Below are 25372 nucleotides of genomic sequence, written 5' to 3'. Positions count from 1 at the left end.
GTGCCGGGTGCAGCATGCCGCCGCGCGGCGGCGCGGACGGCGGAAACGGGTGTGGCGCCGGCGAAACGATGGAACGGTTCATCGGCATCACGACAACAGCAGGCGGTGGAGGTCGTTGTAGAACACCAGGCCCATCAGGCTGAACAAGAGCGCCATGCCGATGTACTGGCCGACCACCATGGCCTGCTCACTGAGCGGGCGGCCCTTGATGAGCTCGATAAGGTAATACAGCAGGTGGCCACCGTCCAAGACGGGAATGGGCAAGAGGTTCAGCACCGCCAGGCTCAGCGACACCGTGGCGAGGAACTGCAGGAACCAGGCCAGGCCCATATGCGCGCTGGCATTGGCCATCTGCGCGATGCCGATCGGGCTGGACAGGTTCTTGATGGAGGCCTCGCCGCCCAGCATCTTGCCGATCATCGCGAAGGTCTGCGTGGTCTGATGCCAGGTGCTGGCCAGCGCCTCGCGCAGGGCGCGCACGGGGCCGTAGCGCAAGGTGGCGGCTTCGACTGGCCGGGCGCCCACGCCGATCACCCAACTCGCGGGCTGACCCTGCAGCGACGCGTGCCTGGCGGTCACCGTCAGCGGCAGCGTCCTGCCGCCACGCTCGACCACGATGGCGAGCCGCGGCGAACGGGCGGCGGCCTGCTGCACCAGCGTGCCGAGCGCCTCGAAATCCGCCACCGGCTGACCGTCGATGCTGAGCACGCGGTCGCCGCCCTGCATGCCGCCCAGCGCGGCGGGCTGACCGTCCAGCACCATGGCCGCCACCGGCGGCGGCGGCGCCAACTGCAGGCCCAGCGTGGTGAGGTATTGCTCGACCGTCTGGCCCGGTGGCAGGCGATCCAGTGGCAGGTGCAATTGGCGCTGCGCCCCGTTGGGGTCGCGCACGCTGAGCGGCAGTGCTTCGCGGCCCAGCAAGGCATTGGCGATGGCGTCCAGCGAGCCGCCCCATGTCGCCACGTCGCGGCCGCCGATGGCGAGGATGCGGTCACCCGGCACGATGCCGGCCACCGCCGCCATGCTCTGCGGCTTGGCGGTGACGATGGGTGCGGCATCGGGCCGGCCCAGCATGAACATCAGCCACAGCGCGACCACGGTGAAGATGAGATTGAAGCCCGGCCCGGCCAGCACGATCGCGATACGCTTCCATACCGGCTGCGCGGTGAATTCCTGATGCTGGAACTGCGGCGGCACCACGCCCTCGCGGGCGTCCAGCATCTTCACGTAGCCGCCCAGCGGGATCATGGCGACCTGGTATTCGCAGCCGTCGCGGCCGAGGCGTTTCCACACCGCCCGGCCGAAGCCCACCGAAAAACGCAACACGCGCACGCCGAGGCGGCGCGCGACCCAGTAGTGGCCGAACTCATGGAAGGTCACCAGCACGCCGAGCGTGACCAGCAACCAGAACACCGAGCCGAAAAAGGGATTCATCAAACGCCGTGCAGGTAAAACATCCGGGACAGAATATCAGCAAGCGCACCGCAACTGGCGGCGGGCCGCCGCGCGGGCCTCGTCGTCGCGGGCAACCAGCGACGCTACATCGACCACGGCTTGCGCCGGCAGTTCCGCCAGTACGGCCTCCACCACCTCGGCGATGGCGAGGAAGGGCAGGGCGCCGGCCAGGAAGGCGGCCACCGCCACCTCGTTGGCGGCGTTGAGGATGGCCGGGGCGTCGCCGCCCGTGCGCAGCGCCTGGTAGGCCAGCGCGAGGCAGCGGAAGGTGTCCAGATCCGGCGCCTCGAACTGCAACGCGCCGCAGGTGAACAGGTCCAGTGGCGGCACGCCGGAGTCCACCCGCTGCGGCCAGGCCAGTGCATGGGCGATGGCGGTGCGCATGTCGGGGTTGCCGAGCTGGGCCAGCACCGAACCGTCCACGTATTCCACCAGCGAGTGCACCAGGCTCTGCGGATGCACGGCGACCTCGATGGCGGCGGCATCCGCACCGAACAGATGGTGCGCCTCGATCACCTCCAGGCCCTTGTTCATCAGGGTGGCCGAGTCCACCGAGATCTTGCGGCCCATCGACCATTTGGGGTGCTTGCAGGCTTCGTCGGGCGTCACGTTGGCCAGCTCGGCGCGCGTGCGGCCACGGAACGGGCCGCCGGAGGCGGTGAGGATCAGTCGGCGCACACCGGCCTTGGCCAACTCCGGCCGACCGCCGGGCAGGCACTGGAAGATCGCGTTGTGCTCCGAATCCACCGGTACCAGCACGCCGCCGCCTTCGCGCAGCGCGGCCAGCAGCAGCGGGCCGGCCATCACGATGGATTCCTTGTTGGCCAGCAGCAGGCGTTTGCCGGCGCGCGCGGCAGCGAGGGTGGAGTCCAGCCCGGCGGCGCCGACGATGGCCGCCACCACGGTGTCGCACAGCGCACCTGACGCGGCGGCGGCCAGCGCAGCGTGACCGCTGGCCACGCCGCAACGCACGCCGGCGGCGGCGAGTCGGCGCGCCAGCTCGCCTTCCAGCGCCGGGTCGGCAATCACTGCCAGCTCGGGGTGGAACCGGGCGCACAGTTCGACCAGCGCGGGCACGTTGCGGTGCGCGCTGAGCACGCTGGCGCGAAAACGATCCGGGTGCCGCGCGATCACGTCCAGCGTGCTGGCGCCGATCGAGCCGGTGGCGCCCAGAACCGCGATGTCGTTCATGGCATTTCGACCTGCCGCACGGCGGCGGCATCAGCAGGGCCGGCCGGCGGTTCCGCGTTCCGCATGCTCATAGCCCCAACACCCACAGGCCCAACGCGAATACCGGCAGCGCCGCGAATACGCTGTCCAGCCGATCCAGCAGGCCGCCGTGGCCGGGGAAAATGTGGCCGGAATCCTTCACCCCGGCGTGGCGCTTCATCAGGCTTTCCAGCAGGTCGCCTTCGATGGAGGCGACCACGGTGGCCAGCGCCAGCATGCCCAGACCGATCAGCTGCGTGCCGCGCACGCCCAGCCACCAGCCGCCGGCCAGGCAGATGGCCGTGCCGGCCACGAGCGCGCCGTAGGCGCCGGCGCGGGTCTTGCCGGGGCTGATCTGCGGCGCCAGCTTGCGCTTGCCGAAGGTTCGGCCCGCGAAGTAGGCGCCGATGTCGGCCGCCCACACGATGAGCAGCGCCAGCAGCGTCCAGAGGTGGCCGTGTGGCTCGCGCCCGTGCAAGGCGACGAGCGCGATCCAGGCGGGGAACGTCACCAGTACGCCCGCCGCCAGCTTGAGCAGGCGGTTTTCCCGTGTCGGCGCGGCGGCAAAGGCGAAATGGCGCAACCACACGAGGGCGAGCAGCCACCAGGCCACGCCGACGACCAGCAGCGCCGGCGTCAGGCGGCTGGCCGGGGCGAACCAGAGCAGCGCGAACAGCGCGGCGCCGAGCGCGAGCACGGCGAGGCGCGCGCCGGCGGCCTGCATGCCGCTCAGGCGCGTCCATTCCTCCAACGCGCCGACGAACACCGCGGCGCAGATGGCCGCGAACCACGGCGTGGGCGGCAGCAAAATGGCGATGATGGCCAGCGGCGCGAGCAGCAAGGCGGTGAGTACGCGCTGTAGCAGCATGCTTGTCCCGTGGTCTTCAGGTGACGGCGAGCTGGTCGCCAGTGCGGCCGTAGCGACGCTCGCGCCGGCCGTAGTCCTCGATGGCCCGGCGCAGGCAGGCCTGGTCGAAGTCCGGCCACAGGGTATCGGTGAAATGCAGTTCGGCATAGGCCGCCTGCCACAGCAGGAAATTGCTGAGCCGGCATTCGCCGCCGGTGCGGATGAAAAGATCCAGCGGCGGCAATCCGGCCAGGCACATCCGGCGATCCAGCATGGCCTCGTCGATGGTGTCGGGGTCGAGTTCGCCGCGTGCGGCGGTGGCGGCCAGTTCGCGGGCGGCGCGGGCGATTTCCCAGCGCCCGCCGTAGTTCACCGCGATGTTGAGCTGAAGTTTGTCATTGCACGCCGTGCGCGTCATCGCCACGTGCATGCGCTCGCGCAGCGGCAGGTCGAAGGCGGCCAGCTCGCCGATGAAGCGCAGGCGCACGCCTTGCGCATGCAGCTCGTCGGTTTCCTTGTCCAGCGCGCGCACGAACAGGCTCATCAGCGCGCCGACTTCATCCTCGGGGCGCTGCCAGTTTTCGCTGGAAAAAGCGAACAGGGTGAGTGCTTCCACGCCTTCGCGCAGGCAGCCCTCCACCACCTCGCGCACGGCCTTGCGGCCGGCGTTGTGGCCGAAGCTGCGTGGACGGTGGCGCGCCTTGGCCCAACGGCCGTTGCCATCCATCACGATGGCGATGTGGCGGGGGATGGCGGGGAGCGTGGTCATGCGGGGTGTTCGGTCGCGCGTTGTCGCGCGGCCACGCATCACATGGCCATCAGCTCGTCTTCCTTGGCCTTCACCACCGCGTCGACGTCCTTCACGAAGCGGTCGGTGAGCTTCTGGATGTCGTCGCCGGCGGCGCGCTCCTCGTCCTCGCTGATCGCCTTGTCCTTGAGCAGGTCTTTCACCTTCTGGATGGCGTCGCGGCGCACGTTGCGGATTGCCACCTTGGCGTTCTCGCCCTCGTGGCCGACGTGCTTGGCCAGCTCGCGGCGGCGTTCCTCGGTGAGCGGCGGCATGTTGAGGCGGATCACCGTGCCGGCGGTGGTCGGCGTGATGCCGATGTCCGAGGCCATGATGGCCTTCTCGACCGGGCCGATCAGGCTTTTGTCGAACGGCGTGATGACGATGGAGCGGGAATCGGCCAGCGCCACCGTGGCCACCTGGTTCAGCGGCATCTCCGAGCCGTAGGCCGGTACCTTGATGCCGTCCACCAGCGCGGTGCTGGCGCGGCCGGTGCGCAGGCGGGTGAGTTCGTGCCTGAGCGCGTCGATGCTCTTGCCCATGCGGGTTTGGGCATCGGTCTTGATGTCTTGGATCATGGAGATGTCCCGGTGAATCTGGTTAGCCGGCGAGTATAGCAGCGTGGTTTGGGCGGTCAGGTGTGCACCAGGGTGCCCACCGCCTCGCCGTGCACGATGCGCATGAGGTTGCCCGGCACGCTCATGTCGTAGATGCGCAGCGGCATGGCGTGGTCGCGGCACAGCGCGATGGCGGCGGTGTCCATCACCTTGAGGTTGCGCTGGATCACCGCATCGTAGGTGAGCTGGTCGTAGCGGGTGGCGTCGGCGTGTTTGGCCGGGTCGGCGGTGTACACGCCGTCCACCTTGGTGGCCTTGAGCAGGAGGTCGGCGCCGATTTCCACCGCGCGCAGGGCGGCGGCCGAGTCGGTGGTGAAGAAGGGATTGCCGGTGCCGGCGGCGAACAGCGCGATGCGGCCCTTCTCGATGTGGCGGATGGCGCGGCGGCGGATGTAATCCTCGGCCACGTCGTGGATCTGGATGGCGCTCATCACGCGGGCGTAGCCGCCGCGTTTCTCGATCGCGTCGGCCATCGCCAGCGCGTTCATCACGGTGGCCAGCATGCCCATGTGGTCGCCGGTGACGCGATCCATGCCCGCGGCCGCCAGCCCTTCGCCGCGGAAGATGTTGCCGCCGCCGATCACCACGCCGATTTCCGTGCCACCCTTGCGCAGTGCGATGATTTCGTCGGCCAGCCGGCCGATCACCTTGGGGTCGATGCCGTAGTCGGCTTCGCCCATCAGCGCCTCGCCGGAGAGCTTGAGCAGGATGCGGCGATAGGTGGGCTGGTCGCTCATGGGATCTCCGGATTGTGTTGACGCAAACCGCCGTATTGTAGCGGTGCGCGCATGAAAAAACGGAGCCGCAGGCGGCTCCGTTTTTTCATGGATACGCGCAGGTTCAGCCGAGGTTCTTCGCCGCGAACTCCCAGTTGACCAGGTTCCAGAACGCCTCCAGGTACTTCGGGCGGGCGTTGCGGTAGTCGATGTAGTAGGCGTGTTCCCACACGTCCACGGTGAGCAGGGGCTTGTCGCTGCCGGTGATCGGGGTGGCCGCGTTGGCGGTGTTGACGATCGCGAGCGCGCCGTCCGGGCGCTGCACCAGCCAGGTCCAGCCCGAACCGAAGTTGCCGGCGGCGGACTTGGCGAACTCCTCCTTGAACTTCTCCACCGAGCCGAACGACTTGGCGATGGCGTCGGCCAGCTTGCCGGTGGGCTCCTTGCCGCCCTTGGGGCTGAGCGAGTTCCAGTAGAAGGTGTGGTTCCAGATCTGCGCGGCGTTGTTGAACATGCCGCCGGAGGACTTGCGCACGATGTCTTCCAGCGAGGCGCTGGCGAACTCGGTGCCCTCGATCAGTTTGTTGAGGTTGGTGACATAGCCCTGGTGGTGCTTGCCGTAGTGGAACTCCAGCGTCTCGGCGGAGATGTGCGGTTCAAGCGCGTTCTTTTCGTAGGGCAGGGGAGGAAGTTCGATCGCCATGAGTGGCTCCTTGACAGTGGCTGGAAGACGTGGGGGCGACGACGTGGGTGGTCGCCGGTCGACTGATACAATACCGATCCGCCCGCATTGTAAAGACGAATCCACGCCATGGACGTAAATGAGCGCATCCAGTCGCTGCTTGCCGCGCATCCCATCGTGCTCTTCATGAAGGGTACGCCCGAGTACCCGATGTGCGGTTTCTCCAGTCGTGCGGCGCAGGCACTCACGCATGCGGGGGCATCGTTCCACCCGGTGAACGTGCTGGCCGACCCGGAACTCCGCGCCGCACTGCCGCACTACGCCAACTGGCCCACCTTCCCGCAGCTGTTCATCCAGGGCGAGCTGATCGGCGGCTGCGACATCGCGGTGGACCTGGATGCGTCGGGCGAGCTGGCGCGCATGGCCGGCGACGTGGCCGGGGCAGCGCAGGCATGAGTCTGCCGACGGCGCGACTTCCCGCGGGCTGGGCTCCCGCGGCCGATACGCTGGCTGGCCGTGTGGTGCTGGTGACCGGTGCCTATGGCGGCCTCGGCGGTGCGGTGGCGCGCGCGGCCTCGCGCGCCGGCGCCACCGTGGTGGTGAGCGGCAAGCGCAAGCGGCAGCTGGAGCAGTTGTACGACGCGATGCTGGCCGAGGGCCTGGCCGAGCCGGTGATTCATCCGCTGGACATGGAGACCGCCACGCCGCGCGACTACGCCGCGCTGGCCGACGGACTGCGCCACGACTTCGGCCGGCTGGACGGCATCGCGCACTGCGCGGCCAGCTTCGCCGGCCTCACGCCATTGGGCATGCACAAGCCAGACGACTGGCTGCGTGCGATGCACGTCAACGTCAATGCGCCGTTCGCGCTGACCCAGGCGTGCCAGCCCCTGCTGCAGGAAGCGCCCGACAGCGCGGTGGTGTTCGTGCTGGACGACCCGCAGCGTCTTTCGCGCGCGCACTGGGGCGCCTACGGCGTCGCCAAGGCGGCGCTGGAGCGGCTCGCGGGTATCCTGCACGAGGAAACCGACGACAGCCCGCTGCGCGTGCATGCGCTGTTGCCCGGGCCGATGCGCACGCGGCTGCGTCGGCAGGCGTATTTCGGCGAAGATACCCTGCAGCATCCGACGCCGGACGCCACCGCCGCGGCGCTGGTCTGGCTGCTGAGCGCGCATGGCCAAGGCGCGCGCGGCCACATGCTCGACCTGCGCGAGGCGACGCCCTGATGGAAACGCAGATGACCACGCTGTCGGCCGGCATCATGCTGTTCCTCATCATGGATCCCTTGGGCAACATCCCGCTGTTCCTCAGCCTGCTCAAGGATGTGCCGCCCAAGCGCCGGCGCCGGGTGATGGTGCGCGAGCTGTTGATCGCGCTGGGCGTGCTGCTGGGTTTCCTGCTGGGCGGGCAGGGGCTGCTCAGCCTGCTGCAGCTCCGGCAGGAATCCATCAGCGTGGCTGGCGGCATCGTGCTGTTCCTGATCGGCATCCGCATGGTGTTTCCACCGGCCGACGGCGGCGGCATCTTCGGCAAATCCTCCGGTGGCGAACCCTTCATCGTGCCGATGGCCATTCCCGGCGTGGCCGGGCCTTCGGCGATGGCGGCGCTGCTCCTGCTCACCAACACCCAGCCCGGCCGCACCGCCGACTGGGCCACTGCGCTGCTGCTGGCCTGGCTGGCCACCTCGCTGATCCTGCTCAGCGCCACCTACCTGTTCCGCTGGCTGGGCGAGAGCGTGCTCACCGCGTTGGAGCGGGTGATGGGCATGCTGCTGATCGCACTGTCCGTGCAGATGTTCCTGGGCGGCGTGGCGGCGTTCCTGCACCTGCAGGTGTAAGCGTCGGCAGTGGGCTGCGGATGCGCATTCGCTCGGGTATGGGCGTGCGCGAAACTGTCATACAATGCAGTTAAACTTCGTTTAACAATGACCTGGCCGGCGATTCGCCCACGTCATGCGTTGTCGGTCAAAAAATCAATAAAGCGTCGGATAATCACATGGTTGCCATGCCGGCTTGCCGGGGCGCCAGGTGCTTCGCCGTCGACATTTTCGTCGCGAACTTGAGGGAAACGCCATGAAGATCCATCTCCGCGCCAGCGCGTTGCCGCTGGCCATAGCCTCGCTGCTTGCCACCACCGTGCCGGCGCTGGCGCAGGACACCTCGTCCTCGATCAGCGGCCGCGTGCTCGATGCGGCAGGTCAGCCGGTGGCCGGTGCCACGGTGCAGATCGTGCACGAGTCCTCGGGCACCACCAAGATCACCACCACCGGCGCCGACGGCCGTTACGCCGCGCAGGGCTTGCGCGTGGGCGGCCCGTTCGACGTCACCGTGTCCAAGGCCGGCATGACGCAGGGCGAACAGGGCAATGTCTACCTGCGCCTGGCGCAGGACACGGCGGTCAACCTCACGATGGGCGCGGCGCAGGCCAAGGAAGTGAAGAACCTCAACGGGGTCACCGTGTCGGCCAATGCACTGATGCAGGTGTTCACGCCGGACAACAAGGGCCTGTCGACCAACGTGTCGCAGCGCCAACTGGAAACCACGCCGCAGGGCAACCGTTCGATCGACGACATCGCGCGCCTCGACCCGCGCATCAATGTGTCCGATCAGGGCGACGGCTCGATCTCGATGGCCGGTTTGCCGAACCGCTACAACGACATCAGTGTGGACGGCATTTCGCAGGGTGACCCGTTTGGCCTGAATGCGAACGGCCTGCCGTACCAGGGCTCGCCGATCTCGGTGGACACCATCGACGAATACAGCATCTCCACCGCCAACTTCGACGTTGCCTCCGACGCGGTGGGCGCCGACATCAACGCGGTGACCAAGTCCGGCACCAACCAGTTCCATGGCTCGGTGTACTACGCGTACCGCAATGCCAACAAGACGGTGGGCGACGCGGGCTGGTTGGGTTCCTCCGATCCTGGTTATGGCTACACCGGCTACAAGCACGACTGGACCGGCGGCTTCACCGTCGGCGGCCCGATCATCAAGGACAAGCTGTTCTTCTTCGTGTCGGCCGAGCAGGAAAAGACCACGGGCATTGGCGCCGACTCGGCCAACGGCCTCGACGCCTCGCTGGGTAACGGCGCTTCCACCGCGAACAAGGTCTCGCCGGGCGACCTGCAGAAGGTGATCGACGACGCCAAGACGCTGGGCCTGAATCCCGGCAGCTTCGGTTCCGGCGGTTCGGAGCTCAACGACAAGCGCTACCTGGCCAAGCTGGACTGGAACATCACCAACAGCCACCGCGCCAGCCTGACCTACCAGCGCACCAAGGAAAGCCAGCCGATCATCCAGGGCAATGCGTCCAACTCGATTGGCCTGAGCAGCTACTGGTACGCCAAGAACAGCCTGACCGAGAACACCGCGCTGCAGCTGTTCGACGACTGGAACGACAGCTTCTCGACCGAGACCAAGCTCAGCTACCAGAAATTCACGCAGAATCGGGCGGGCTTCGCCAAACAGCCGCAGGTGCAGGTCTATCTGGGCAGCAAGGGCACGACCTCGCCGTTCGTGTACCTGGGCGAGGATCAGTACAGTGACCTCAACGCGATCGGCACCAAGAAGTGGTCCTTGTTCCTGGCCGGCACTTATTACGCCGGCGACCACACCATCAAGGGCGGTATCGATTACCAGCGCAACGACATCTACAACCTGTTCGGCCGCACCGAGTTCGGTGCCTACACGTTCTACGGGCTGGGCAATTTCGCCGCGGGCAACTACGACTCCTATACCCTGTACCAGCCGGCGGCGGGCTACACGCTCAACGACGTGGCGGCGAAGTGGGTGTACAGCCAGTACAGCCCGTTCCTGCAGGACACCTGGCAGGTCAACAGCAACCTGTCGCTGACCTACGGCGTGCGCGTCGACATTCCGCACTCCGACCACGCACCGCTTTACAACGCCGCGTTCCAGAAGGCCTTCGGCTATCCGAACAATTCCACGCTCGGCTCCAAGAACCGCGTCGTCGAGCCGCGCCTGGCGTTCAACTACAACTTCGACACCGAGCGCATGCTGCAGCTGCGCGGCGGCGTGGGCCTGTTTCAGACCTTCCCACCCACGGTCTGGATGACCAATCCGTACCAGAACAACGGCCTGACGGTGGCGAGCTACTCGTCGTTCAACTCGACGGCGACGCCGTTCAGTCCGGATCCCAACGGTCAGAACCGGCCGGCGGGCAACGGCAGCGTGAGCGGCGTGGTCGACACCATCGATCCGAACTTCAAGCTGCCGACCGTGTGGAAGACCACGCTGGCGCTGGACAGCGAGTTGCCGTGGTGGGGACTGGTCGGCTCGGTCGAGCTGCAGCACATCCAGGCGCGCGACGGCATCTTCTACCAGGCGTTGAACATCGGTGCACCCACCCACGACGCCAACGGCAACCCGATCCTGTTGCCCGATGGCCGCCTGCAATACTGGAAAACCCCGGGCGAGACGTCGAGCAAGGATGCGAACTACTACCGCAACCTGGCGTTCGACAAGTATTCGACCCTGCTCACCAACACCCACAAGGGCAAGTCGGACAGCCTGACCCTGGCGCTGTCCAAGCCGTTCTCGGAACAGTGGTTCGGCAACCTCAGCTTCACGCTGAGCCACGCCACCGAGGTGAACCCAGGCAACAGCTCGCAGGCATCCTCCGGCTACAAGTACGTGGTGCGCACCAACGCCAACGAGGAAGTGGCCGGCATCGCCGACCGCAACATCCCCAAGGTGGTGAAGGCTTCGCTGACCTGGCAGCACGCGTTCTTCGGCGACTACAAGAGCAGCATCTCGGCGTTCTACAACGGCCATTCCGGCCTGCCGTACAGCTGGATCTTCTCTGGCGACGTCAACGGTGACGGCATCACCTACGAGGACCCGGCCTACATCCCGACCCTCAACGACCCGAAGGTGAGCTACGGCAACGCCAGCCCGCAACTGGTGCAGCAGTTCCAGGACTTCGTCAGCCACGACAGCTACCTGAGCCATCACCGCGGGCAGATTGCGGAGCGCAACGGGGCGCGGCTGCCGTGGGTGAACGAGCTCGACATGAGCTTCCAGCAGGAAATCCCCGGCCTGTTCAAGGGCAACAAGGGCCTCGTCCGCCTCGACGTCTACAACTTCCTGAACCTGCTCAACAACCATTGGGGGCAGACCAACACGCTCCAGTACTTCACCCGCACCCTGGCTGGCTACAAGGGCGTGAACGCGCAGGGGCAGTACATCTACTCCCTGCCGACCGACCAGAACGGCAACTACCAGGCGCAGCAGCTGAGCGTCTACGACGGCGGCAGCAACCCGACCCGCGTCGTGTCGCGCTGGTCGGCCATGTTGACGCTCAAGTACACGTTCTAGCCCGTTTGCCAAAGGCCATGCGCACGGCGCCCGCGAGGGCGCCGTTTTTTGCGCGGAGAGGGGGGCACGGCTGCGCCGGCATGGCTTGACCCCGTGCGGGCAAAGACGGGAAGCTTCCGGACTGCCGCATCCACGCGGGCGTGTGCCTGCGGAACAGTGGCTGGAGACACCGATGACTGATGCTGGTGCCGGCGCTGCCGGATGCAATGCCACCGTGAGCGCGCGCATTTCGCCCGCCGGTGGGCTGGATATCCTCTCCCGTCTCGAAGTGGCGCGCCTGCGCGGCGCCAGCGACTCGGGGCTGCATGGCCTCCTGCGTCGCTGCGCGCTGGCGGTGCTCACCTCGGGCACGGTCAGCGACGACCCGCGCGCGATCCTCGAGCAGTATCCCGATTTCGACATCCAGGTGCTGCAGCAGGATCGCGGCATCAAGATCGAGCTGACCAACGCGCCGGGGCAGGCCTTCGTGGATGGCCAGATCATCCGCGGCATCAACGAGCTGCTGGTGGCGGTGATCCGCGACATCGTCTACGTATCGACCCTGCACGAGCAGGCCGACAGCCGGCTCGACCCCTCCGAGGCGCTGACCCAGGCGGTGTTCGAGATCCTGCGCAATGCGCGCATCCTCACCCCGCACATCGACCCCAACCTGGTGGTGTGCTGGGGCGGTCATTCGATCTCGCGCGAGGAATACGACTACACCAAGGCGGTGGGCTACCAGCTCGGCCTGCGCGGACTGGACATCTGCACCGGCTGCGGCCCAGGGGCGATGAAGGGGCCGATGAAGGGGGCCACCATTGCCCACGCCAAGCAGCGGCGCCGGCGCAACCGCTACATCGGGGTGACCGAGCCCGGCATCATCGCGGCCGAGTCGCCCAACCCCATCGTCAACCACCTGGTCATCATGCCGGACATCGAGAAGCGCCTCGAAGCCTTCGTGCGCATCGGCCACGGCATCATCGTGTTCGCCGGCGGCGTGGGCACGGCGGAGGAGATCCTCTACCTGCTCGGCATCCTGCTGCATCCGGACAATGCCAACCTGCCGTTCCCGCTGGTCCTCACCGGGCCGGCGCAGGCGGCCGACTACTTCGTGCAGATCGACCGCTTCCTGCGCCTGGTGCTGGGCGACGGCGTGGCCGCCCGCTACCAGATCATCGTGGACGATCCGGCGGCGGTCGCCAAGGCCATGGCCAAGGGCATCGACAAGGTGCGCAACAACCGGCTGGACACCAAGGATGCGTTCTTTTTCAACTGGTCGTTGCGCATTCCGCTGGAGTTCCAGACCCCGTTCCGCCCCACCCATGAGGCCATGCGCGGCCTGCAATTGCGCCACGGCCGTCCGTTGCACGAGCTGGCGGCCGACCTGCGCCGCGCGTTCTCCGGCATCGTCGCCGGCAACGTGAAGGAGGAGGGCGTGCAGGCCATCGAGCAGAACGGCCCGTTCGCCATCGACGGTGATCGCGACATCATGCAGGCGCTGGACAAGCTGCTGCAGGCCTTCGTCGCGCAGCAACGCATGAAGTTGCCCGGCGGCACGGCCTATGTGCCGTGCTATCGCGTCATCACGGTTTGACGGTCGCGCCGTCATCGCCGGCGTGTCACGATACGCCGGCGATGGCGGCTACGAAGGCCGCCGGAACGGGAGCGAGGCATTGAACGAACAGGTCGAGGTGACCCGACTGCTGCACAACGCGCAAGCTGGCGATCCGGACGCCTTGAACGAGGCGCTGCGCCAGATGTACAACGCGTTGCACGGCATTGCGCGCGCCCAGCTCGGCAATGAGCAGATGGAGCGCACGCTGAGCGCCACCGCGCTCGTCAACGAGGCCTACCTCAAGGTGTTCGGCGGCTCCCACGCGCCGGACTGGGCCAACCGCCGCCACCTGCTGGGCGTAGCCGCGCGCGCCATGCGCGAGGTGCTGGTGGATGCCGCCCGCCGCCGCAACGCGGCCAAGCGCCCGCGCGAAGCCGACCGCCTGCAGATCACCGAGATCGCCATGGAGCTGGCCGACAGCGTCGACTACGGCGCGCTGGTCGAAAGCCTGGATCTGCTGGCCACGCTGGATCGCCGCCAGGCCGACATCGTGGCGATGCGTTTCTTCATGGGCATGAGCGCGGAGCAGATCGCCACCGCGCTCAACATCTCCCCCAGCACCGTGCAGCGCGAATGGCGCCTGGCGCGCGCCTGGCTGCAGCGGGAACTGGAAGGCTGAGACAGGCGGGAGCTGAGGTGGGGGCGTCCTTGCGGCGCTGCCCGTTCGGCATCCTGCCTCACCCTCGCCTGACGCGCGACAGTCCACTGGACTGTCGCAGGCGCGTCAGGCTCGACCCGCGAATTCGCCGGTGAGGGTGTTCACCCACACCTTCTCGTCGTTGGTGATGTACTCGGGCACCTGGATCTCCACGCCGGTGTTGAGCTTGGCGGGCTTGGTGCGCTTGGTGGCACTGGCGCCCTTGAGTTCCGGCGCGGTGTCCACCACGGTGAGCACCACGCTGGTGGGCACCTGCAGGCCCACCGGGGCGTCGTCGATCAGTTGGACGTAGAAGCCCTCCATGTCCTCGGCGATATAGCCGGCGTTGTCGCCCACCAGCTCGGGGCCAAGCAGGTACTGGGTGTAGTCCTCCGCGTCCATGAACACGAAGGCCTCGCCGTCCTTGTAGGAGAAGTTGGCCGCGCGGCGCACCAGCTCCATCTCGGTGAGGTTGTCGTCGGCGCGCAGGCTGAGGTCGAACTTGCGCCCGCCGGGGATGGAATACAGGGTGAAGCGGAAGGTGACGTTGCCGCCACGCGCGGTGGGCGAGCTGCGCTCGATGTCGCGCACTTGGTACACGGTGCCTTCGTGCTCGACCACGTTGCCTTTCTTGACGTCGGAAGCTTTCATGGGTTGGAAGTCGTTTGGTGGTGTGAAAAAACGTGCATTACCTTGGCGCGATCAGTTCATTGTAGGGCGGCAGATGGGACGCGGAATCACGCGCCACAGCATAGGCCCTCTTGAGCTCGGCGGCGGCTTGGCTGTATGCCATGAGAAGCTCTTGTTCATCGGGCTCCAGGTCACCGATTTCGCCGTCGGCGGCGTCAATGATTCGATGGATTTCGGCATCGATGCCTTGCATTGCCATCATCAGCGTCTGGGGGCCTAATTCAGTCATTTTTATCCCGCGATGTGGGGCGGGGTGGATTCAACTCCGAAGTGCAGCATGCTTGGAAGTTATGGCGCAGGCTTGGTGTCGGGCGTTTCAGCGTCTTTCACCGCCTCGGCAAGGCGCTTGATAAGGTGATCGGCCATGAGTATGTCGTCATACTCGTCGCCCATTTCTTCGTGGATGGAAGTACGAAGATTTTCCCGGTAACGCTTGGTGGCGACGATAAGGTAGGTCAGTTCTTTCGTGGTGAAGGCCAATGATGTCATGGTTTTCTCCGTTGTCATGGACTACCGTAAAACTCATGCCCAAGCGGTTTGAAGCTGATGAGTGCCACCAGCTCCAGGAAGGCGCGTACGGTCATGGTTCTGTCCACGGTTAAGGTACAGTGACCTGGTGGCACACCGTCGTACTTCAAAAGCAGGCCAGTCGGAATTGTCTGGCCATGCTCAATCGTCCACCAGTGGACCTTGACTTGACGGCTCTTGTCGATGGTTTTTCGCAGAGTATCATCGAGCGCCACCATGCCGTCCGGGATCATTTTTTTCAGATACAGAGAGATACCTTGGTCGGGCGCCACCACGAGCTTATTAGCTAGGTCGCCTTCGATTCGACCGGATGGATCATGCAAGTTCAGGTCGATGAATCTGAGGAAATCAACACCAGCTTTTGAGGCAGATCCTTTCCGGAAGATGGCTTTCTCAAGGTCAACATCAATGGCCCACAAGATGGTTCCCGGGACGGGGAAATCGCCTTCCTCTGACATGGTCACTCCTTTGATTCTCGGTTGGCAGAAGATTGGCTGGTGGTTTTCTCGTGGATTGTTCCTGAAGGGAGCGAGGTCGTTACTTCGGCTGTAACCGCACCGCGCCGTCCAGCCGGATCGTCTCGCCGTTGATGTAGCGGTTGGTCAGGATGAAGGCCACGGTGGCGGCGAACTCCTCCGGCTTGCCAAGGCGCGAGGGGAACGGGATCGAGGCGGACAGCGACTGCTGCACGGACTCGGGCATGCCGTCGACCATCGGGGTCCAGAAGATGCCCGGCGCGATGGTCGCCACGCGGATGCCGAAGCGCGACAGTTCGCGCGCCATCGGCAGGGTCATGCCGACCACGCCGCCCTTGGAGGCGGAGTAGGCGGCCTGGCCGATCTGGCCTTCGTAGGCGGCGACCGAGGCGGTATTGACGATCACGCCGCGCTCGCCATCCTCGCCTGCCTCGTTGTTCTGCATCAGCGCTGCGCCGGCCTTGGCCACGTTGAAGCTGCCGACCAGGTTCACCATCACCGTGCCGGAGAACGTGGCCAGCGGCATCGCGCCTTCCTTGCCTAGCACGCGGCCGGCGCCGAGGATGCCGGCGCAGTTCATCACCACGTTCAGGCCGCCCATCGCGTGGTGCGCGGCGGCCACGTTGGTGGCCACGCCGTCCTCGGAGGTGACATCGGTGCGGAAGAAGCGCGCGGCGGCGCCCAGTTCCTTTGCGGCGGCCTGGCCCTTGTCCTCGTTGACGTCGAACAGCGCGACCTTGCCGCCGTGGGCGACGAAGTGCTGCGCCACTGCGTGGCCGAGACCGGAGGCGCCGCCGGTGATGATCGCCTTGACCTGATCGAGCTGCATGGAAGTCTCCGAAACGGATGTCGAAAGTCGGCCATGTTAGCTGAGCGGTGGCGGTTGCTGCAGGCTGAACGTGGGGTCTGCCGGCGCGGCCCGGTTCATGCCGGGTTGTGCCAGCGGGGGCAAGCCTTGTGTCGGATCGCACTTCGGCGCCGGATGATTGCCGGTACGATGCGGGCTGGCCTCATGGCCCATCGAGTGGAGGGGTAGACATGAAAAAGTTGCTTGCGTTGTCTGTCGCGTGTGGCGCGCTGCTGTGGATGGCCAGCGGTTCCGTGCTGGCGCAGGATCAGGGCCATGGCCATGGTCACGGCCATGGCTGGGGGCATGATCGCAACGGACAGGATGACGGCGACCGTGGCCGGCGCGACGATGATGGCGACCGTTACCGCTATGGCGATGGCGACGCTCAAGGCCACGGGCGTGGCCATGCCTACGGTCACTACAAGAATTGGCATGATCGCGGTGAACACGAGGGCTGGTACCAACGTGGCGGCTATTTGCCGGTGGAGTACCGCAGCACCCGTTATGTGGTCTATGACTGGCGCGATGCCCACCTGCGCGAGCCACCGCGGGGTTATCGCTGGGTGCGCAGCGACAACGGCGACTTCCTGCTGGTGGCCATCACCACCGGCGTGATCGTCGACCTGCTGCTCAATCACTGAGCTGGGAGCGTGGGCGGCAGGTTTGCCTCGAACGTTTCTACCGCCCAAGCCCCTGGTGCGAGGGCCTGGCGGCGCGCACGACACCGGTTCGTGCGCGCCTCGGCGGATTCGCGGCTGGGCGCAAAGCCCGCGAAGCCTCAGTCGATACGACCGGCCTCAAGTGCGGCGTTGTCGCGGGTGTTCTTCTGCACGGCGATGGCGGCGAACAGCGCCAGCGCGAAGGACATGGCATAGAAGCCTTTTTCGCTGTTGGCCAGGGTGGCGTTCCACAGGCCGACCACCAGCAGCAGGATCGCCAGCAGCACCGAAAGCCAGCTCAGGCCGTAGTAGATGTTGGTGACGGGAAAGCCATCCAGCCGATCGCGCACGCATTTCTGCAGTGACACGGCGGCGAACAGGCCATACATCATCACGGTGAAGTAATAGCCTTTTTCGTTGAGCTGCATGTTGGCGTTCCACAAGCCAACGAGATAGACGGCGAAGCCGGCGACCAGCGCGGCCCAGGAGGCGGCGACGAAAGCGGCGGAGGGCTTGTTGGCGATGGATGGCATGGGACGCTCCTTGTGGTGTCCAGTCATTTCAACAGGTCACGCAGGGCTTGTGAACCGGCAATGGCCGGGAAGGGCGTCCGCGCTGGTGGTGGTGTGGTTGCCGGCTGCAGCTCCTTCTGCCAAACCCCCACGTCCCACCATTGGCCCAGCTTGTAGCCGCATTGCCGCCACACGCCGGCGGGCGTGAAGCCCATCGCCTCGTGCATCGCCACGCTGGCTGCGCCGGGCAGGGTGATGACGCCCACGGCCTGGGTGATGCCCTGCAGGCGCATCACGTCCAGCAGCACGCCATAGAGCTTGCGCGCGATGCCGCAGCGCTGCGCATCGGGGTGCACGTAGATGGACGTCTCGGCGATCCAGTCGTAGGCGGCGCGTTCGCGGAAGCGGCCGGCATAGGCATAGGCCAGCACGTCGCCGGCGTCCTCCCACACCAGCCACGGGTAGTGCGGCAGGCGGGCAAGGATGCGTTCGCGCATGGCCTCGATGCCGGGCGCGACGTTCTCGAAGGTGGCGACGCCGGCCGTCACATGCGGCGCGTAGATGGCGTAGATGGCTGAGGCGTCTTCGCCGCGGGCGAGGCGGATGGTCGGCATGGGCTTCACAGTTCGCGCAGGAACCAGCGGTCGCAGCCATGGTGGCCGGTGCCGCCCATCGGCGCGCAGATCGGCGCGAAGTCGCTGCGCCGGTACAGCGCCTGCGCGTCGTCCATGCCGGTCAGCGTTTCCAGGTAGCAGCGGCGGAAACCGTGGGCGCGGGCCGCCTCCAGGCAGCGCGCCATCATCGCCGTGCCCGCGCCGACGCCGCGCGCCTGTGGCAGGAAGTACATCTTGCGCAGCTCGCCGACGTCCGGATCGCCACCGGCCAGTGGTGCGATGCCGGCACCGCCGGCCACGACACCGTCCAGTTCGAGCACGAAATAGCTGCAGCGGGGTTGCGCGTAGGCAGCGCTCATCGCCTCCACCTCGGCGTCGTGGATCGCGAAGCCGGGGCCGTCGGCGCCGAATTCCGGCATCACTGCGCGGATGATCGCGGCGATGGCGGCATCGTCGCGCGCTTCGATGGGGCGGATCGAGTAATTGCAGGTCATGGCATGGTGGCGATGAATGGAGTGTAGTGTCTGCGCTTTTTACCACTCGGGAGCCGCTTCATGCTGATCTTCGATGCCATCAGCCCCGCGCCGCGCTGCCTGCGCATGTTCGTGCTGGAAAAGGGGCTGAACCTGCCGTCCGTGGCGGTGGACGTGATGCGCGGCGAGAACCGCGAGGCGGGCTATCTCGCCGTGAACCCGGCCGGGCAGACGCCCGCGCTGCAACTGGACGACGGCAGCACGCTGGCCGAGGCGGTGGCGATTGCCGAATACCTCGAAGAACTGCACCCGGAACCCGCGCTGATCGGCCGCACGCCGGCCGAGCGCGCGCAGACGCGGCAATGGTGGCGGCGGGTGGAGCTGAACGTCACCGAGTTCATCCACAACGCCTTCCACTACGCCGAAGGCCTGCCGCGCTTCACGCCGCGCATCCCGGTGGCGCCGGAGGCCGCCGATGGCCTGAAGCGCATCGCGCAGGATCGCGTCGCCTGGCTGGACCGGATGATGGGTGACGGCCCCTACCTGTGCGGCGAGCGCTTCACGGCGGCGGACATCTGGCTCTACGTGTGGCTGGATTTCGGCGCCGGCGTGAACCAGCCCTTCGACCGCGCGCTGCCGGGGATCGGCCCGTGGTTCGAGCGCGTGGCGGCGCGCCCCAGTGCGGCGGCCAGCCGCCAGCTGCTGGCGGCGGCATGAACGCGGCGGGCCCGCCGGTGCGTTGCCGCATGGTCAGCGTGGTGGTGCTGCGCGGCACCGGCGCGGCCACGCGGATGCTGCTGCTGCGCCGCGCCGGCGCCTATCTGCATGGCGTATGGAGCTACGTCGCCGGGCACGTCGAAGCCGGCGAGAAGGGTTGGCAGGCGGCGCTGCGCGAATTGCACGAGGAAACCGCGCTGGTGCCGCGGGGCTTCTGGGCCACCAGCTTCTGCGAAAGCTTTTATCTCACCGTGGCCGACGCGGTGGAAATCGTGCCGGCCTTCGTGGCGCGCGTGGCGGAGGATGCCGTGCCCGTGCTCAACGATGAGCACTCGGCGCTGCGCTGGGTGACGCTGGAGGAAGCCGCCGAACTGCTGCCCTTCGGCAGCCAGCGCGAGCTCATCGCCTACGTGCGCCGTGAATTCGTGGAGCGCGAGCCCGCACCGTTCCTGCGCATCGAGTGAGGCGGTCGCCCGTCGGGGATCGGCCATCGTTCAAGCGAGGGTGCCGTAACGACCAGTCGGGCTTGGTGAGCCGGGAAAGCGCGGCGCGGCGCGTTCTCTGCGGCCGGCTCAGACGGGCTGGCCGCCGATCCAGGTTTGCCGTGCGAGCGATCCGCCGATCCAGTAGCACAGCTGCGCTGGGTGGCGGGCGTGCCATGCCACCAGGTCGGCGCGTTGGCCTGCGGCGAGCGTACCGCGATCGGTGAGGCCCAGCGCGCGTGCCGCGTTGGCGGTAACGCCGCGCAGCGCTTCCTCCGGCGTCAGGCGGAACAGCGTGCAGGCCATGCCGGCGGCGAGCCGCAGCGAGAGCAGGGGCGAGGTGCCGGGGTTGAGGTCGGTGGCGATGGCGATGGGCACGCCGGCCTCGCGTAGCGCGGCCACCGGCGGGGTGCGGGTTTCGCGCAGCGCGTAGTAGGCGCCGGGGAGCAGGGTGGCCACGGTGCCGGCGCTCGCCATGGCCGCGATGCCGGCCTCGCCAAGATGTTCCAGGTGGTCGGCGGAGAGGCCGTGGAAGCTCGCCACCAGCGCGGCGCCGCCCTGGTCGGAAAGCTGCTCGGCGTGCAGTTTCACCGGCAGGCCGAGTTGTTGCGCGCGCTCGAACAGGCGGCGCGTCTCGGCGGGGGTGAAGGCGATGGTTTCGCAGAAGGCGTCCACCGCGTCGACCAGGCCTTCGGCGGCGAGCGTCGGCAGCATGGTGTCGCAGACCAGGGCCACGTAGTCGTCGCGGCGCTCCTTGTACTCGGGTGGCAGCGCGTGCAGGCCGAGGAAGCTGGTGCGCACGGTGATGCCGAGTTCCTCGCCCAGGCGTCGCGCCACGCGCAGCATGCGACGCTCGGCCTCCAGCTCCAGTCCGTAGCCGGACTTGATCTCGACCGTGGCCACGCCGTCGGCGAGCAGCGCGCAGGCGCGCGGCAGTGCTTGCGCGTAGAGCTCGTCCTCGCTGGCCTCGCGGGTGGCGCGCACGCTGGAGGCGATGCCGCCACCGGCGCGGGCGATGTCTTCGTAGCTGGCGCCGTTCAGACGCAGGTCGAATTCGTGCGCGCGGTCGCCGCCGAATACCAGGTGGGTGTGGCAGTCGATCAGCGCGGGGGTGAGCAGGGCGCCGCCGAGGTTCTCGATGTGCGTGGCACCGGCGTCGTCCGGCAGTTCATGCGTCGGCCCCACCCACGCGATGCGCCCGTCCGCGCAGGCCAGTGCGCCGTCCTCGATCAGGCCGAAGGGCGCGTCGCCCGCGAAGCTGGCGAGCGTGGTGTGGGTGAACAGGCGATCCCAGTGCGGCATGGCCGTAGGCTCCGTGTGCGTAATGGCGGATTATCGCAGAGCCGTCCCGGCGGGCCGCACGCGTACAATGCGCGGCATCTTTTCGCGGAGCCGCAGCATGACCATCTTCCTTGCCGCGCGGGTGTTGCCATGAACGGCTGGAGCGGCCGCGTCGATCTTCCCGAGGATGCGTCCACCCGGCGTTGGCACCAATGGGTGCGCGAGGCCACGCCCGGCGCCGCGCCCGGCGTGGCCCTGCTGGGTTTTGCCTGCGACGAGGGCGTGCGCCGCAACCATGGCCGTGTGGGCGCCGCCGAGGGGCCGGCGGCGCTGCGCCGGATGCTCGCCAACCTGCCCACGCTGGACGACACGCCGCTGTACGACGCAGGGGATGTGGACTGCGCCGACGGCGACCTTGAAGGCGCGCAAACGCGCTATGCCGAGCGGCTGGCCGCGCTGCTCGACGCCGGGCATTTCCCGGTGGGCCTGGGCGGCGGCCACGAGATCGCCTTCGCCACCTATCAGGGGCTGGCGAAGCATCTGGGCAAACGTCGCCCGCGCGTGGCCATCGTCAACATCGACGCGCACTTCGACCTGCGCCGGCAGGAGCAGGGCAGCTCGGGCACGCCCTTCTTGCAGGCCATCGAGCACGCGCAGGTGCTGGGGTTGCCGCTGGAATACCACGTCTACGGCATCAGCCGCGCGGCCAACACGCGCGCGCTGTTCGACACCGCCGACCGGCTGGGCGTGCACTACGTGCTCGACGATGAACTCGGCCCGCTCGAGCTGCCGGCGCAGCTTGCCGAACTGCGGGAACGGCTGGCGAACGTGGACGTGATCTACCAGACCGTCGACATCGACGGCCTGCCGCATGCGATGGCACCGGGCGTCAGCGCGCCCAGCGCGCGCGGCGTGGGCATGGAGGTGGTGGAGCCGCTGCTGGATGCGGTCGCCGCCACCGGCAAGCTGCGCGTGCTCGACGTGGCCGAGCTGTCGCCACCGCTGGATCGCGACCAGGTCACCGCACGCGTCGCGGCGCGGCTGATCCACCGTGTGACGCACGCGGCGATGCGCGCCGCAAACGGCTGATTCGGCGGCGTGCCGGCGGCATGAGGGCCGGCTGAACCGCGGTGGGCGGTCGCGTCATCGCGGCCAGGCCAGGGGCGTTCTTCCGCAGCACATCCCCCGCGAGGAGCGTGCCATGCGTCGTTTCCTGTCCACCTGCCTGATCGCCGCCGCCTTGCTCGGTGGCGCGGCTTCGCTCACCGGCTGCGTGGTGGTGGCGCCGCGTCACGCGCGCGTCTGGGTGCCGGGTTACTGGGCGCCCGCGCATGTCTGGGTCGGCGGTTCCTGGCGTTATCGCTGATCCGCACGGCGCTTGCCGCGCAGCGCGGTTCCGGCTGGCGCGCGCTGCGCGTATGCTTGCGCACCGATGCGCAGCCGTGGGCCGACGATGGACAGCCAGATCGCTTCGACGCCGGCAACGGACGCGGCGCCGCAGCCTTACATCCATCACGGCACGCCGGCGTTTCGCCGCACCAACCTGGCCTTGTTCGCGGCGGGCCTGGCCACCTTCGGCCTGCTGTACTGCGTGCAGCCCCTGATGCCGGAGTTCAGCCGCGACTACGGCGTGTCCGAGGCGGGCGCGGCGCTGTCGCTGTCGCTCACCACCGGTGTGCTGGCTTTCGCCATGCTGTTTGCCGGCGCGCTCTCCGATGCCTGGGGGCGCAAGCGCGTGATGGTGGCCTCCTTGCTCGCATCGGCGCTCCTGGTGCTGGCCAGCGCGGCGATGCCCAGCTGGGGTTCGCTGCTCGTGGTGCGCACGCTGCTGGGGCTCACGCTGAGCGGCTTGCCGGCGGTGGCGATGACGTATCTCGCCGAGGAAATGCACGTCGAATCCATCGGCCTGGGCATGGGGCTGTACATCAGCGGCAGCGCGGTGGGCGGCATGGGCGGACGGCTCATCACCGGCGTGCTGGCGGATTTCTTCGGTTGGCGCGTCGGCGTGGCGGTGGTGGGCGTGGTCGGCTTCGCCTGCGCGCTGGCGTTCTGGCGCGCGCTGCCGGCCTCGCGGCATTTCGTGCGCCAGCCGTTGTCGGGCCGCGCGCTGGCGGCGCGTTTCGGCGGGGTCTTCCATGATCGCGGGCTGCCGTGGCTGTTCGCCGAGGGCTTCCTGCTGCTGGGCGCCTTCGTCACCGTCTACAACTACCTCGGCTATCGCCTGCTGGCGCCGCCGTACAAACTCAGTCAGGCAGTGGTGGGGCTGATCTTCGGCATCTACCTGATCGGCACCTTCAGCTCGGCGTGGATGGGGCACCTGGCCGGCAAGCTGGGCCGCCGCAGGGTGCTGTGGACGGCGTTGGCGCTGATGCTGGCCGGCACGCTGCTGACCCTGGCCACGCCGCTGTGGCTGGTGATGGCGGGCCTGGTGGCGATCACCTTCGGTTTCTTCGGCGGGCATTCCATCGTGAGCAGCTGGGTCGGCCGCCGCGCCGGCGCGGCCAAGGCGCAGGCGGCGTCGCTGTACCTGTTCTGCTACTACATGGGCTCCAGCACGGCGGGCTATTTCGGCGGGTTCTTCTATGCCCGCCACGGCTGGAGCGGCGTGGCGCTGTTCGTGGGGCTGCTGGCGTCGGCGGGGCTCGCGGTCGCGCTGGGCCTGGTGCGGCTCAAGCCGCTGGTGAACGTGGCCACGCCGCCCACGCCAATGAGTCGCGGGGCGATGGGGTGAGCGCCGCGACCCGGCAGGGCGGGCGCCGCGCGAGCCTTGCCCTGCCGTAGCCAAACCGCCAAGGCTTAATCCTGGCGCTTGAGCATGTCTTTCACCGCATTGAAATCGCCATCGTTGGCGGCGGGCGGGATGTCCAGGAGATGGGCCAGCAGCGGATAGACGTCCACGTTGGGGAACTCGGGCACCGTGATGCCGCGCCTGAAAGCCGGGCCGTGGGCGACGAACAGTGCGCGCATGCGCGGGTCGGCGTTGTCGTAGCCGTGTTCGCCATGCAGCGTGTAGGGATGGCTGTGGGCAGGCCTGTCGCTGGTGCCGATGTGCCAGCCCACGTCGGCCAGGCATACCAGCTGGGGTACACGCGGGTTGCTGCCGTAGTGGAAGCGTGCCGGGATGCGCGTCTTGTCCCAGCAGTGCATGTGCGGTTGCGGCGCTTCCAGCGTGCGCTCGACGGCGGCGAAGTCGTGGCCGGGCAGCGGATTGAGCCCGGCCACGATGCCGAGGCTGGCTATGCGCGCCGCGTCCGGCGCAACGAGCTTGTCCAGCAGCACGACGTTGGCCGGCGGCGCGGCGGCCATGCCGTGGTCGGCGAGCACGATCAGGTTGAGCTTGTCGTACAAACCGCGCTGCTGCAGTCCCCGCACCAGGCGCGCCAGCGCCGCGTCGGTGTCGGCGAGGGCCTGATCCACTTCGGGCGAGTCCGGGCCGTGGTCGTGGCCGGCGTGGTCGACGGCGTCGAAATACAGGGTGAGGAAGCGCGGCCGTTCGGCGGCGGGCAGGTCCAGCCAGGACAGCAGCTTGTCCACGCGCTGGTCGGCGCTCATGGTGCCGTCGTAGGGCAGCCAGTAGTCGGGGTGCTTGCCGTGGATGTCGGCCTCGCTGCCGGGCCAGAACATGGTGGCGGTGCGCAGGCCGTGCGCATCGGCGGTTTCCCAGATCGGCGTGGCCTCATCCCACCAGCGGCCGTCGCTCACCGCCGTGCGGTTGCTGAGCGAGAACTTGCCCAGCGCCGGGTCGTAGATGGTGTTGTTGACGATGCCGTGGTGATCCGGATAGCGCCCGGTGACCAGGGTGTAGTGGTTGGGGAAGGTCAGCGAGGGAAAGGCGGGCTGCATCCCGGCGGCATGCACGCCGGTCTTCGCCAGCATCGCGATCGTGGGGGTGAGTCCGCGGTCGAGGTAGTCGGCGCGGAAGGCGTCGATGGAAACCAGCAGCAGCGGTGCGGGCTGGGTGGCGGCCGGCGCGGTCGCCGTGACCGCAACCGGCGGCGTGGCGCAACCGGCGGCACCGGCGAGACATGCGCCCAGCAGCAGGCGGAACAGGGTCTTCATGGTGGGACTCTGACGAATGGCTTTCTGCCCATGATGGCGGAATGCCGGATGGTCCGCACCCTTTCCTTCGATCTGATCGGCGACGTCGCCCCGCTGAAAACCGTTCACGCTGGGCGTAGCTTGCGGTAGCAAGCGCAGTCGAAGCGCCCGC

Annotated in this window: 29 protein-coding genes; 12 read left to right on the top strand and 17 right to left on the bottom strand. The window is 67.6% G+C overall.

What is annotated here, in order from left to right; translation table 11 throughout:
- Positions 1 to 87: 87 nt before the first annotated feature.
- From rseP to sodB, 7 genes are all read right to left on the bottom strand, one after another.
- Positions 88 to 1434 carry an RIP metalloprotease RseP gene (gene rseP / locus AC3WQA_RS04270; protein WP_492673847.1) on the bottom strand — a complete coding sequence of 449 codons (1347 nt, stop codon included), beginning with the start codon at positions 1432 to 1434 and terminating at the stop codon, positions 88 to 90.
- A gap of 36 nt (positions 1435 to 1470) precedes the next feature.
- Positions 1471 to 2646: a 1-deoxy-D-xylulose-5-phosphate reductoisomerase gene (locus AC3WQA_RS04265; protein WP_492673846.1), complete on the bottom strand. Its 1176-nt coding sequence runs from the start codon at positions 2644 to 2646 to the stop codon at positions 1471 to 1473.
- Between the two features lie 67 nt (positions 2647 to 2713).
- On the bottom strand, positions 2714 to 3532 hold the full coding sequence (locus AC3WQA_RS04260; protein ID WP_492673845.1) for a phosphatidate cytidylyltransferase: 819 nt from the start codon (positions 3530 to 3532) through the stop codon (positions 2714 to 2716).
- A gap of 16 nt (positions 3533 to 3548) precedes the next feature.
- Complete coding sequence (uppS, locus tag AC3WQA_RS04255; RefSeq protein ID WP_492673844.1) at positions 3549 to 4280, bottom strand: polyprenyl diphosphate synthase; 732 nt, start codon at positions 4278 to 4280, stop codon at positions 3549 to 3551.
- Positions 4281 to 4318: 38 nt separating this feature from the next.
- Positions 4319 to 4876, bottom strand: a complete 558-nt coding sequence (frr, locus tag AC3WQA_RS04250; RefSeq protein WP_492673843.1) for a ribosome recycling factor — start codon at positions 4874 to 4876, stop codon at positions 4319 to 4321.
- A 56-nt stretch (positions 4877 to 4932) separates the two neighbouring features.
- Positions 4933 to 5652, bottom strand: coding sequence for a UMP kinase (gene pyrH / locus AC3WQA_RS04245; RefSeq protein ID WP_492673842.1), 720 nt, complete (start codon positions 5650 to 5652; stop codon positions 4933 to 4935).
- A 103-nt stretch (positions 5653 to 5755) separates the two neighbouring features.
- On the bottom strand, positions 5756 to 6334 hold the full coding sequence (sodB, locus tag AC3WQA_RS04240) for a superoxide dismutase [Fe] (RefSeq protein WP_492673841.1): 579 nt from the start codon (positions 6332 to 6334) through the stop codon (positions 5756 to 5758).
- 108 nt (positions 6335 to 6442) lie between these two features.
- Between sodB and grxD the strand changes: the two genes are divergently transcribed.
- The 6 genes from grxD (at position 6443) to AC3WQA_RS04210 (ending at position 13862) form a co-directional block, all read left to right on the top strand.
- Positions 6443 to 6769: a Grx4 family monothiol glutaredoxin gene (gene grxD / locus AC3WQA_RS04235; RefSeq protein WP_492673840.1), complete on the top strand. Its 327-nt coding sequence runs from the start codon at positions 6443 to 6445 to the stop codon at positions 6767 to 6769.
- A complete protein-coding gene (locus AC3WQA_RS04230) occupies positions 6766 to 7539 on the top strand; it encodes an SDR family NAD(P)-dependent oxidoreductase (RefSeq protein ID WP_492673839.1) in 774 nt (257 codons plus the stop codon). Before grxD ends, AC3WQA_RS04230 begins: the two co-directional genes overlap by 4 nt.
- 11 nt (positions 7540 to 7550) lie before the next feature.
- Positions 7551 to 8150 carry a YhgN family NAAT transporter gene (locus AC3WQA_RS04225; RefSeq protein WP_492673838.1) on the top strand — a complete coding sequence of 200 codons (600 nt, stop codon included), beginning with the start codon at positions 7551 to 7553 and terminating at the stop codon, positions 8148 to 8150.
- 235 nt (positions 8151 to 8385) lie between these two features.
- The gene (locus tag AC3WQA_RS04220) at positions 8386 to 11649 is read left to right on the top strand and encodes a TonB-dependent receptor (protein ID WP_492673837.1); all 3264 of its coding nucleotides are present in this window, start codon (positions 8386 to 8388) and stop codon (positions 11647 to 11649) included.
- A gap of 172 nt (positions 11650 to 11821) precedes the next feature.
- The gene (ppnN, locus tag AC3WQA_RS04215; protein ID WP_492673836.1) at positions 11822 to 13222 is read left to right on the top strand and encodes a nucleotide 5'-monophosphate nucleosidase PpnN; all 1401 of its coding nucleotides are present in this window, start codon (positions 11822 to 11824) and stop codon (positions 13220 to 13222) included.
- Between the two features lie 79 nt (positions 13223 to 13301).
- The gene (locus AC3WQA_RS04210) at positions 13302 to 13862 is read left to right on the top strand and encodes an ECF-type sigma factor (protein WP_492673835.1); all 561 of its coding nucleotides are present in this window, start codon (positions 13302 to 13304) and stop codon (positions 13860 to 13862) included.
- A 105-nt stretch (positions 13863 to 13967) separates the two neighbouring features.
- Here AC3WQA_RS04210 and efpL read toward each other — a convergent pair whose 3' ends face one another.
- The 5 genes from efpL to AC3WQA_RS04185 form a co-directional block, all read right to left on the bottom strand.
- Positions 13968 to 14531 carry an elongation factor P-like protein EfpL gene (gene efpL, locus AC3WQA_RS04205; protein WP_492673834.1) on the bottom strand — a complete coding sequence of 188 codons (564 nt, stop codon included), beginning with the start codon at positions 14529 to 14531 and terminating at the stop codon, positions 13968 to 13970.
- Positions 14532 to 14568: 37 nt separating this feature from the next.
- Complete coding sequence (locus AC3WQA_RS04200; RefSeq protein WP_492676314.1) at positions 14569 to 14763, bottom strand: hypothetical protein; 195 nt, start codon at positions 14761 to 14763, stop codon at positions 14569 to 14571.
- 95 nt (positions 14764 to 14858) lie between these two features.
- Positions 14859 to 15059 carry a hypothetical protein gene (locus AC3WQA_RS04195; RefSeq protein ID WP_492673833.1) on the bottom strand — a complete coding sequence of 67 codons (201 nt, stop codon included), beginning with the start codon at positions 15057 to 15059 and terminating at the stop codon, positions 14859 to 14861.
- A gap of 14 nt (positions 15060 to 15073) precedes the next feature.
- Positions 15074 to 15556: a Tse2 family ADP-ribosyltransferase toxin gene (locus AC3WQA_RS04190; RefSeq protein WP_492673832.1), complete on the bottom strand. Its 483-nt coding sequence runs from the start codon at positions 15554 to 15556 to the stop codon at positions 15074 to 15076.
- 79 nt (positions 15557 to 15635) lie between these two features.
- Positions 15636 to 16403 (bottom strand): SDR family NAD(P)-dependent oxidoreductase, encoded by a 768-nt coding sequence (locus tag AC3WQA_RS04185; RefSeq protein ID WP_492673831.1) that lies wholly within the window; start codon positions 16401 to 16403, stop codon positions 15636 to 15638.
- A gap of 209 nt (positions 16404 to 16612) precedes the next feature.
- On the opposite strand from AC3WQA_RS04185, the gene AC3WQA_RS04180 reads away from it, so the two are divergent.
- A complete protein-coding gene (locus tag AC3WQA_RS04180; protein ID WP_492673830.1) occupies positions 16613 to 17065 on the top strand; it encodes an RcnB family protein in 453 nt (150 codons plus the stop codon).
- Between the two features lie 137 nt (positions 17066 to 17202).
- Here AC3WQA_RS04180 and yiaA read toward each other — a convergent pair whose 3' ends face one another.
- The 3 genes from yiaA to AC3WQA_RS04165 are packed head-to-tail and all read right to left on the bottom strand — an operon-like array spanning position 17203 to position 18703.
- On the bottom strand, positions 17203 to 17616 hold the full coding sequence (gene yiaA / locus AC3WQA_RS04175; RefSeq protein ID WP_492673829.1) for an inner membrane protein YiaA: 414 nt from the start codon (positions 17614 to 17616) through the stop codon (positions 17203 to 17205).
- A gap of 23 nt (positions 17617 to 17639) precedes the next feature.
- On the bottom strand, positions 17640 to 18209 hold the full coding sequence (locus AC3WQA_RS04170) for a GNAT family N-acetyltransferase (protein WP_492673828.1): 570 nt from the start codon (positions 18207 to 18209) through the stop codon (positions 17640 to 17642).
- Between the two features lie 5 nt (positions 18210 to 18214).
- Positions 18215 to 18703: a GNAT family N-acetyltransferase gene (locus AC3WQA_RS04165; protein ID WP_492673827.1), complete on the bottom strand. Its 489-nt coding sequence runs from the start codon at positions 18701 to 18703 to the stop codon at positions 18215 to 18217.
- Between the two features lie 60 nt (positions 18704 to 18763).
- Here AC3WQA_RS04165 and AC3WQA_RS04160 point away from each other — a divergent pair, with 60 nt between their 5' ends.
- Both AC3WQA_RS04160 and AC3WQA_RS04155 read left to right on the top strand, forming a co-directional pair.
- Entirely contained in the window at positions 18764 to 19399 is a 636-nt protein-coding gene (locus AC3WQA_RS04160; protein WP_492673826.1) for a glutathione S-transferase family protein, read from the top strand.
- The gene (locus tag AC3WQA_RS04155) at positions 19396 to 19863 is read left to right on the top strand and encodes an NUDIX hydrolase (RefSeq protein WP_492673825.1); all 468 of its coding nucleotides are present in this window, start codon (positions 19396 to 19398) and stop codon (positions 19861 to 19863) included. Before AC3WQA_RS04160 ends, AC3WQA_RS04155 begins: the two co-directional genes overlap by 4 nt.
- A gap of 108 nt (positions 19864 to 19971) precedes the next feature.
- Here the strand turns inward: AC3WQA_RS04155 and hutI are convergent, their stop codons facing one another.
- On the bottom strand, positions 19972 to 21183 hold the full coding sequence (hutI, locus tag AC3WQA_RS04150; protein ID WP_492673824.1) for an imidazolonepropionase: 1212 nt from the start codon (positions 21181 to 21183) through the stop codon (positions 19972 to 19974).
- 129 nt (positions 21184 to 21312) lie between these two features.
- Here hutI and hutG point away from each other — a divergent pair, with 129 nt between their 5' ends.
- From hutG to AC3WQA_RS04135, 3 genes are all read left to right on the top strand, one after another.
- On the top strand, positions 21313 to 22251 hold the full coding sequence (gene hutG, locus AC3WQA_RS04145; RefSeq protein ID WP_492673823.1) for a formimidoylglutamase: 939 nt from the start codon (positions 21313 to 21315) through the stop codon (positions 22249 to 22251).
- Positions 22252 to 22363: 112 nt separating this feature from the next.
- Complete coding sequence (locus AC3WQA_RS04140) at positions 22364 to 22528, top strand: hypothetical protein (protein ID WP_492673822.1); 165 nt, start codon at positions 22364 to 22366, stop codon at positions 22526 to 22528.
- 87 nt (positions 22529 to 22615) lie between these two features.
- Positions 22616 to 23893, top strand: a complete 1278-nt coding sequence (locus AC3WQA_RS04135; RefSeq protein WP_492673821.1) for an MFS transporter — start codon at positions 22616 to 22618, stop codon at positions 23891 to 23893.
- Positions 23894 to 23958: 65 nt separating this feature from the next.
- On the opposite strand, the gene AC3WQA_RS04130 is transcribed toward AC3WQA_RS04135, so the two are convergent.
- Positions 23959 to 25221 carry an alkaline phosphatase family protein gene (locus AC3WQA_RS04130; RefSeq protein ID WP_492673820.1) on the bottom strand — a complete coding sequence of 421 codons (1263 nt, stop codon included), beginning with the start codon at positions 25219 to 25221 and terminating at the stop codon, positions 23959 to 23961.
- Positions 25222 to 25372: the final 151 nt, after the last annotated feature.

The sequence above is a fragment of the Rhodanobacter sp. FW106-PBR-R2A-2-24 genome (assembly GCF_058789615.1).
Note: the sequence above shows the minus strand (reverse complement) of the source record. Positions and strands in the feature narration are given on the sequence as shown.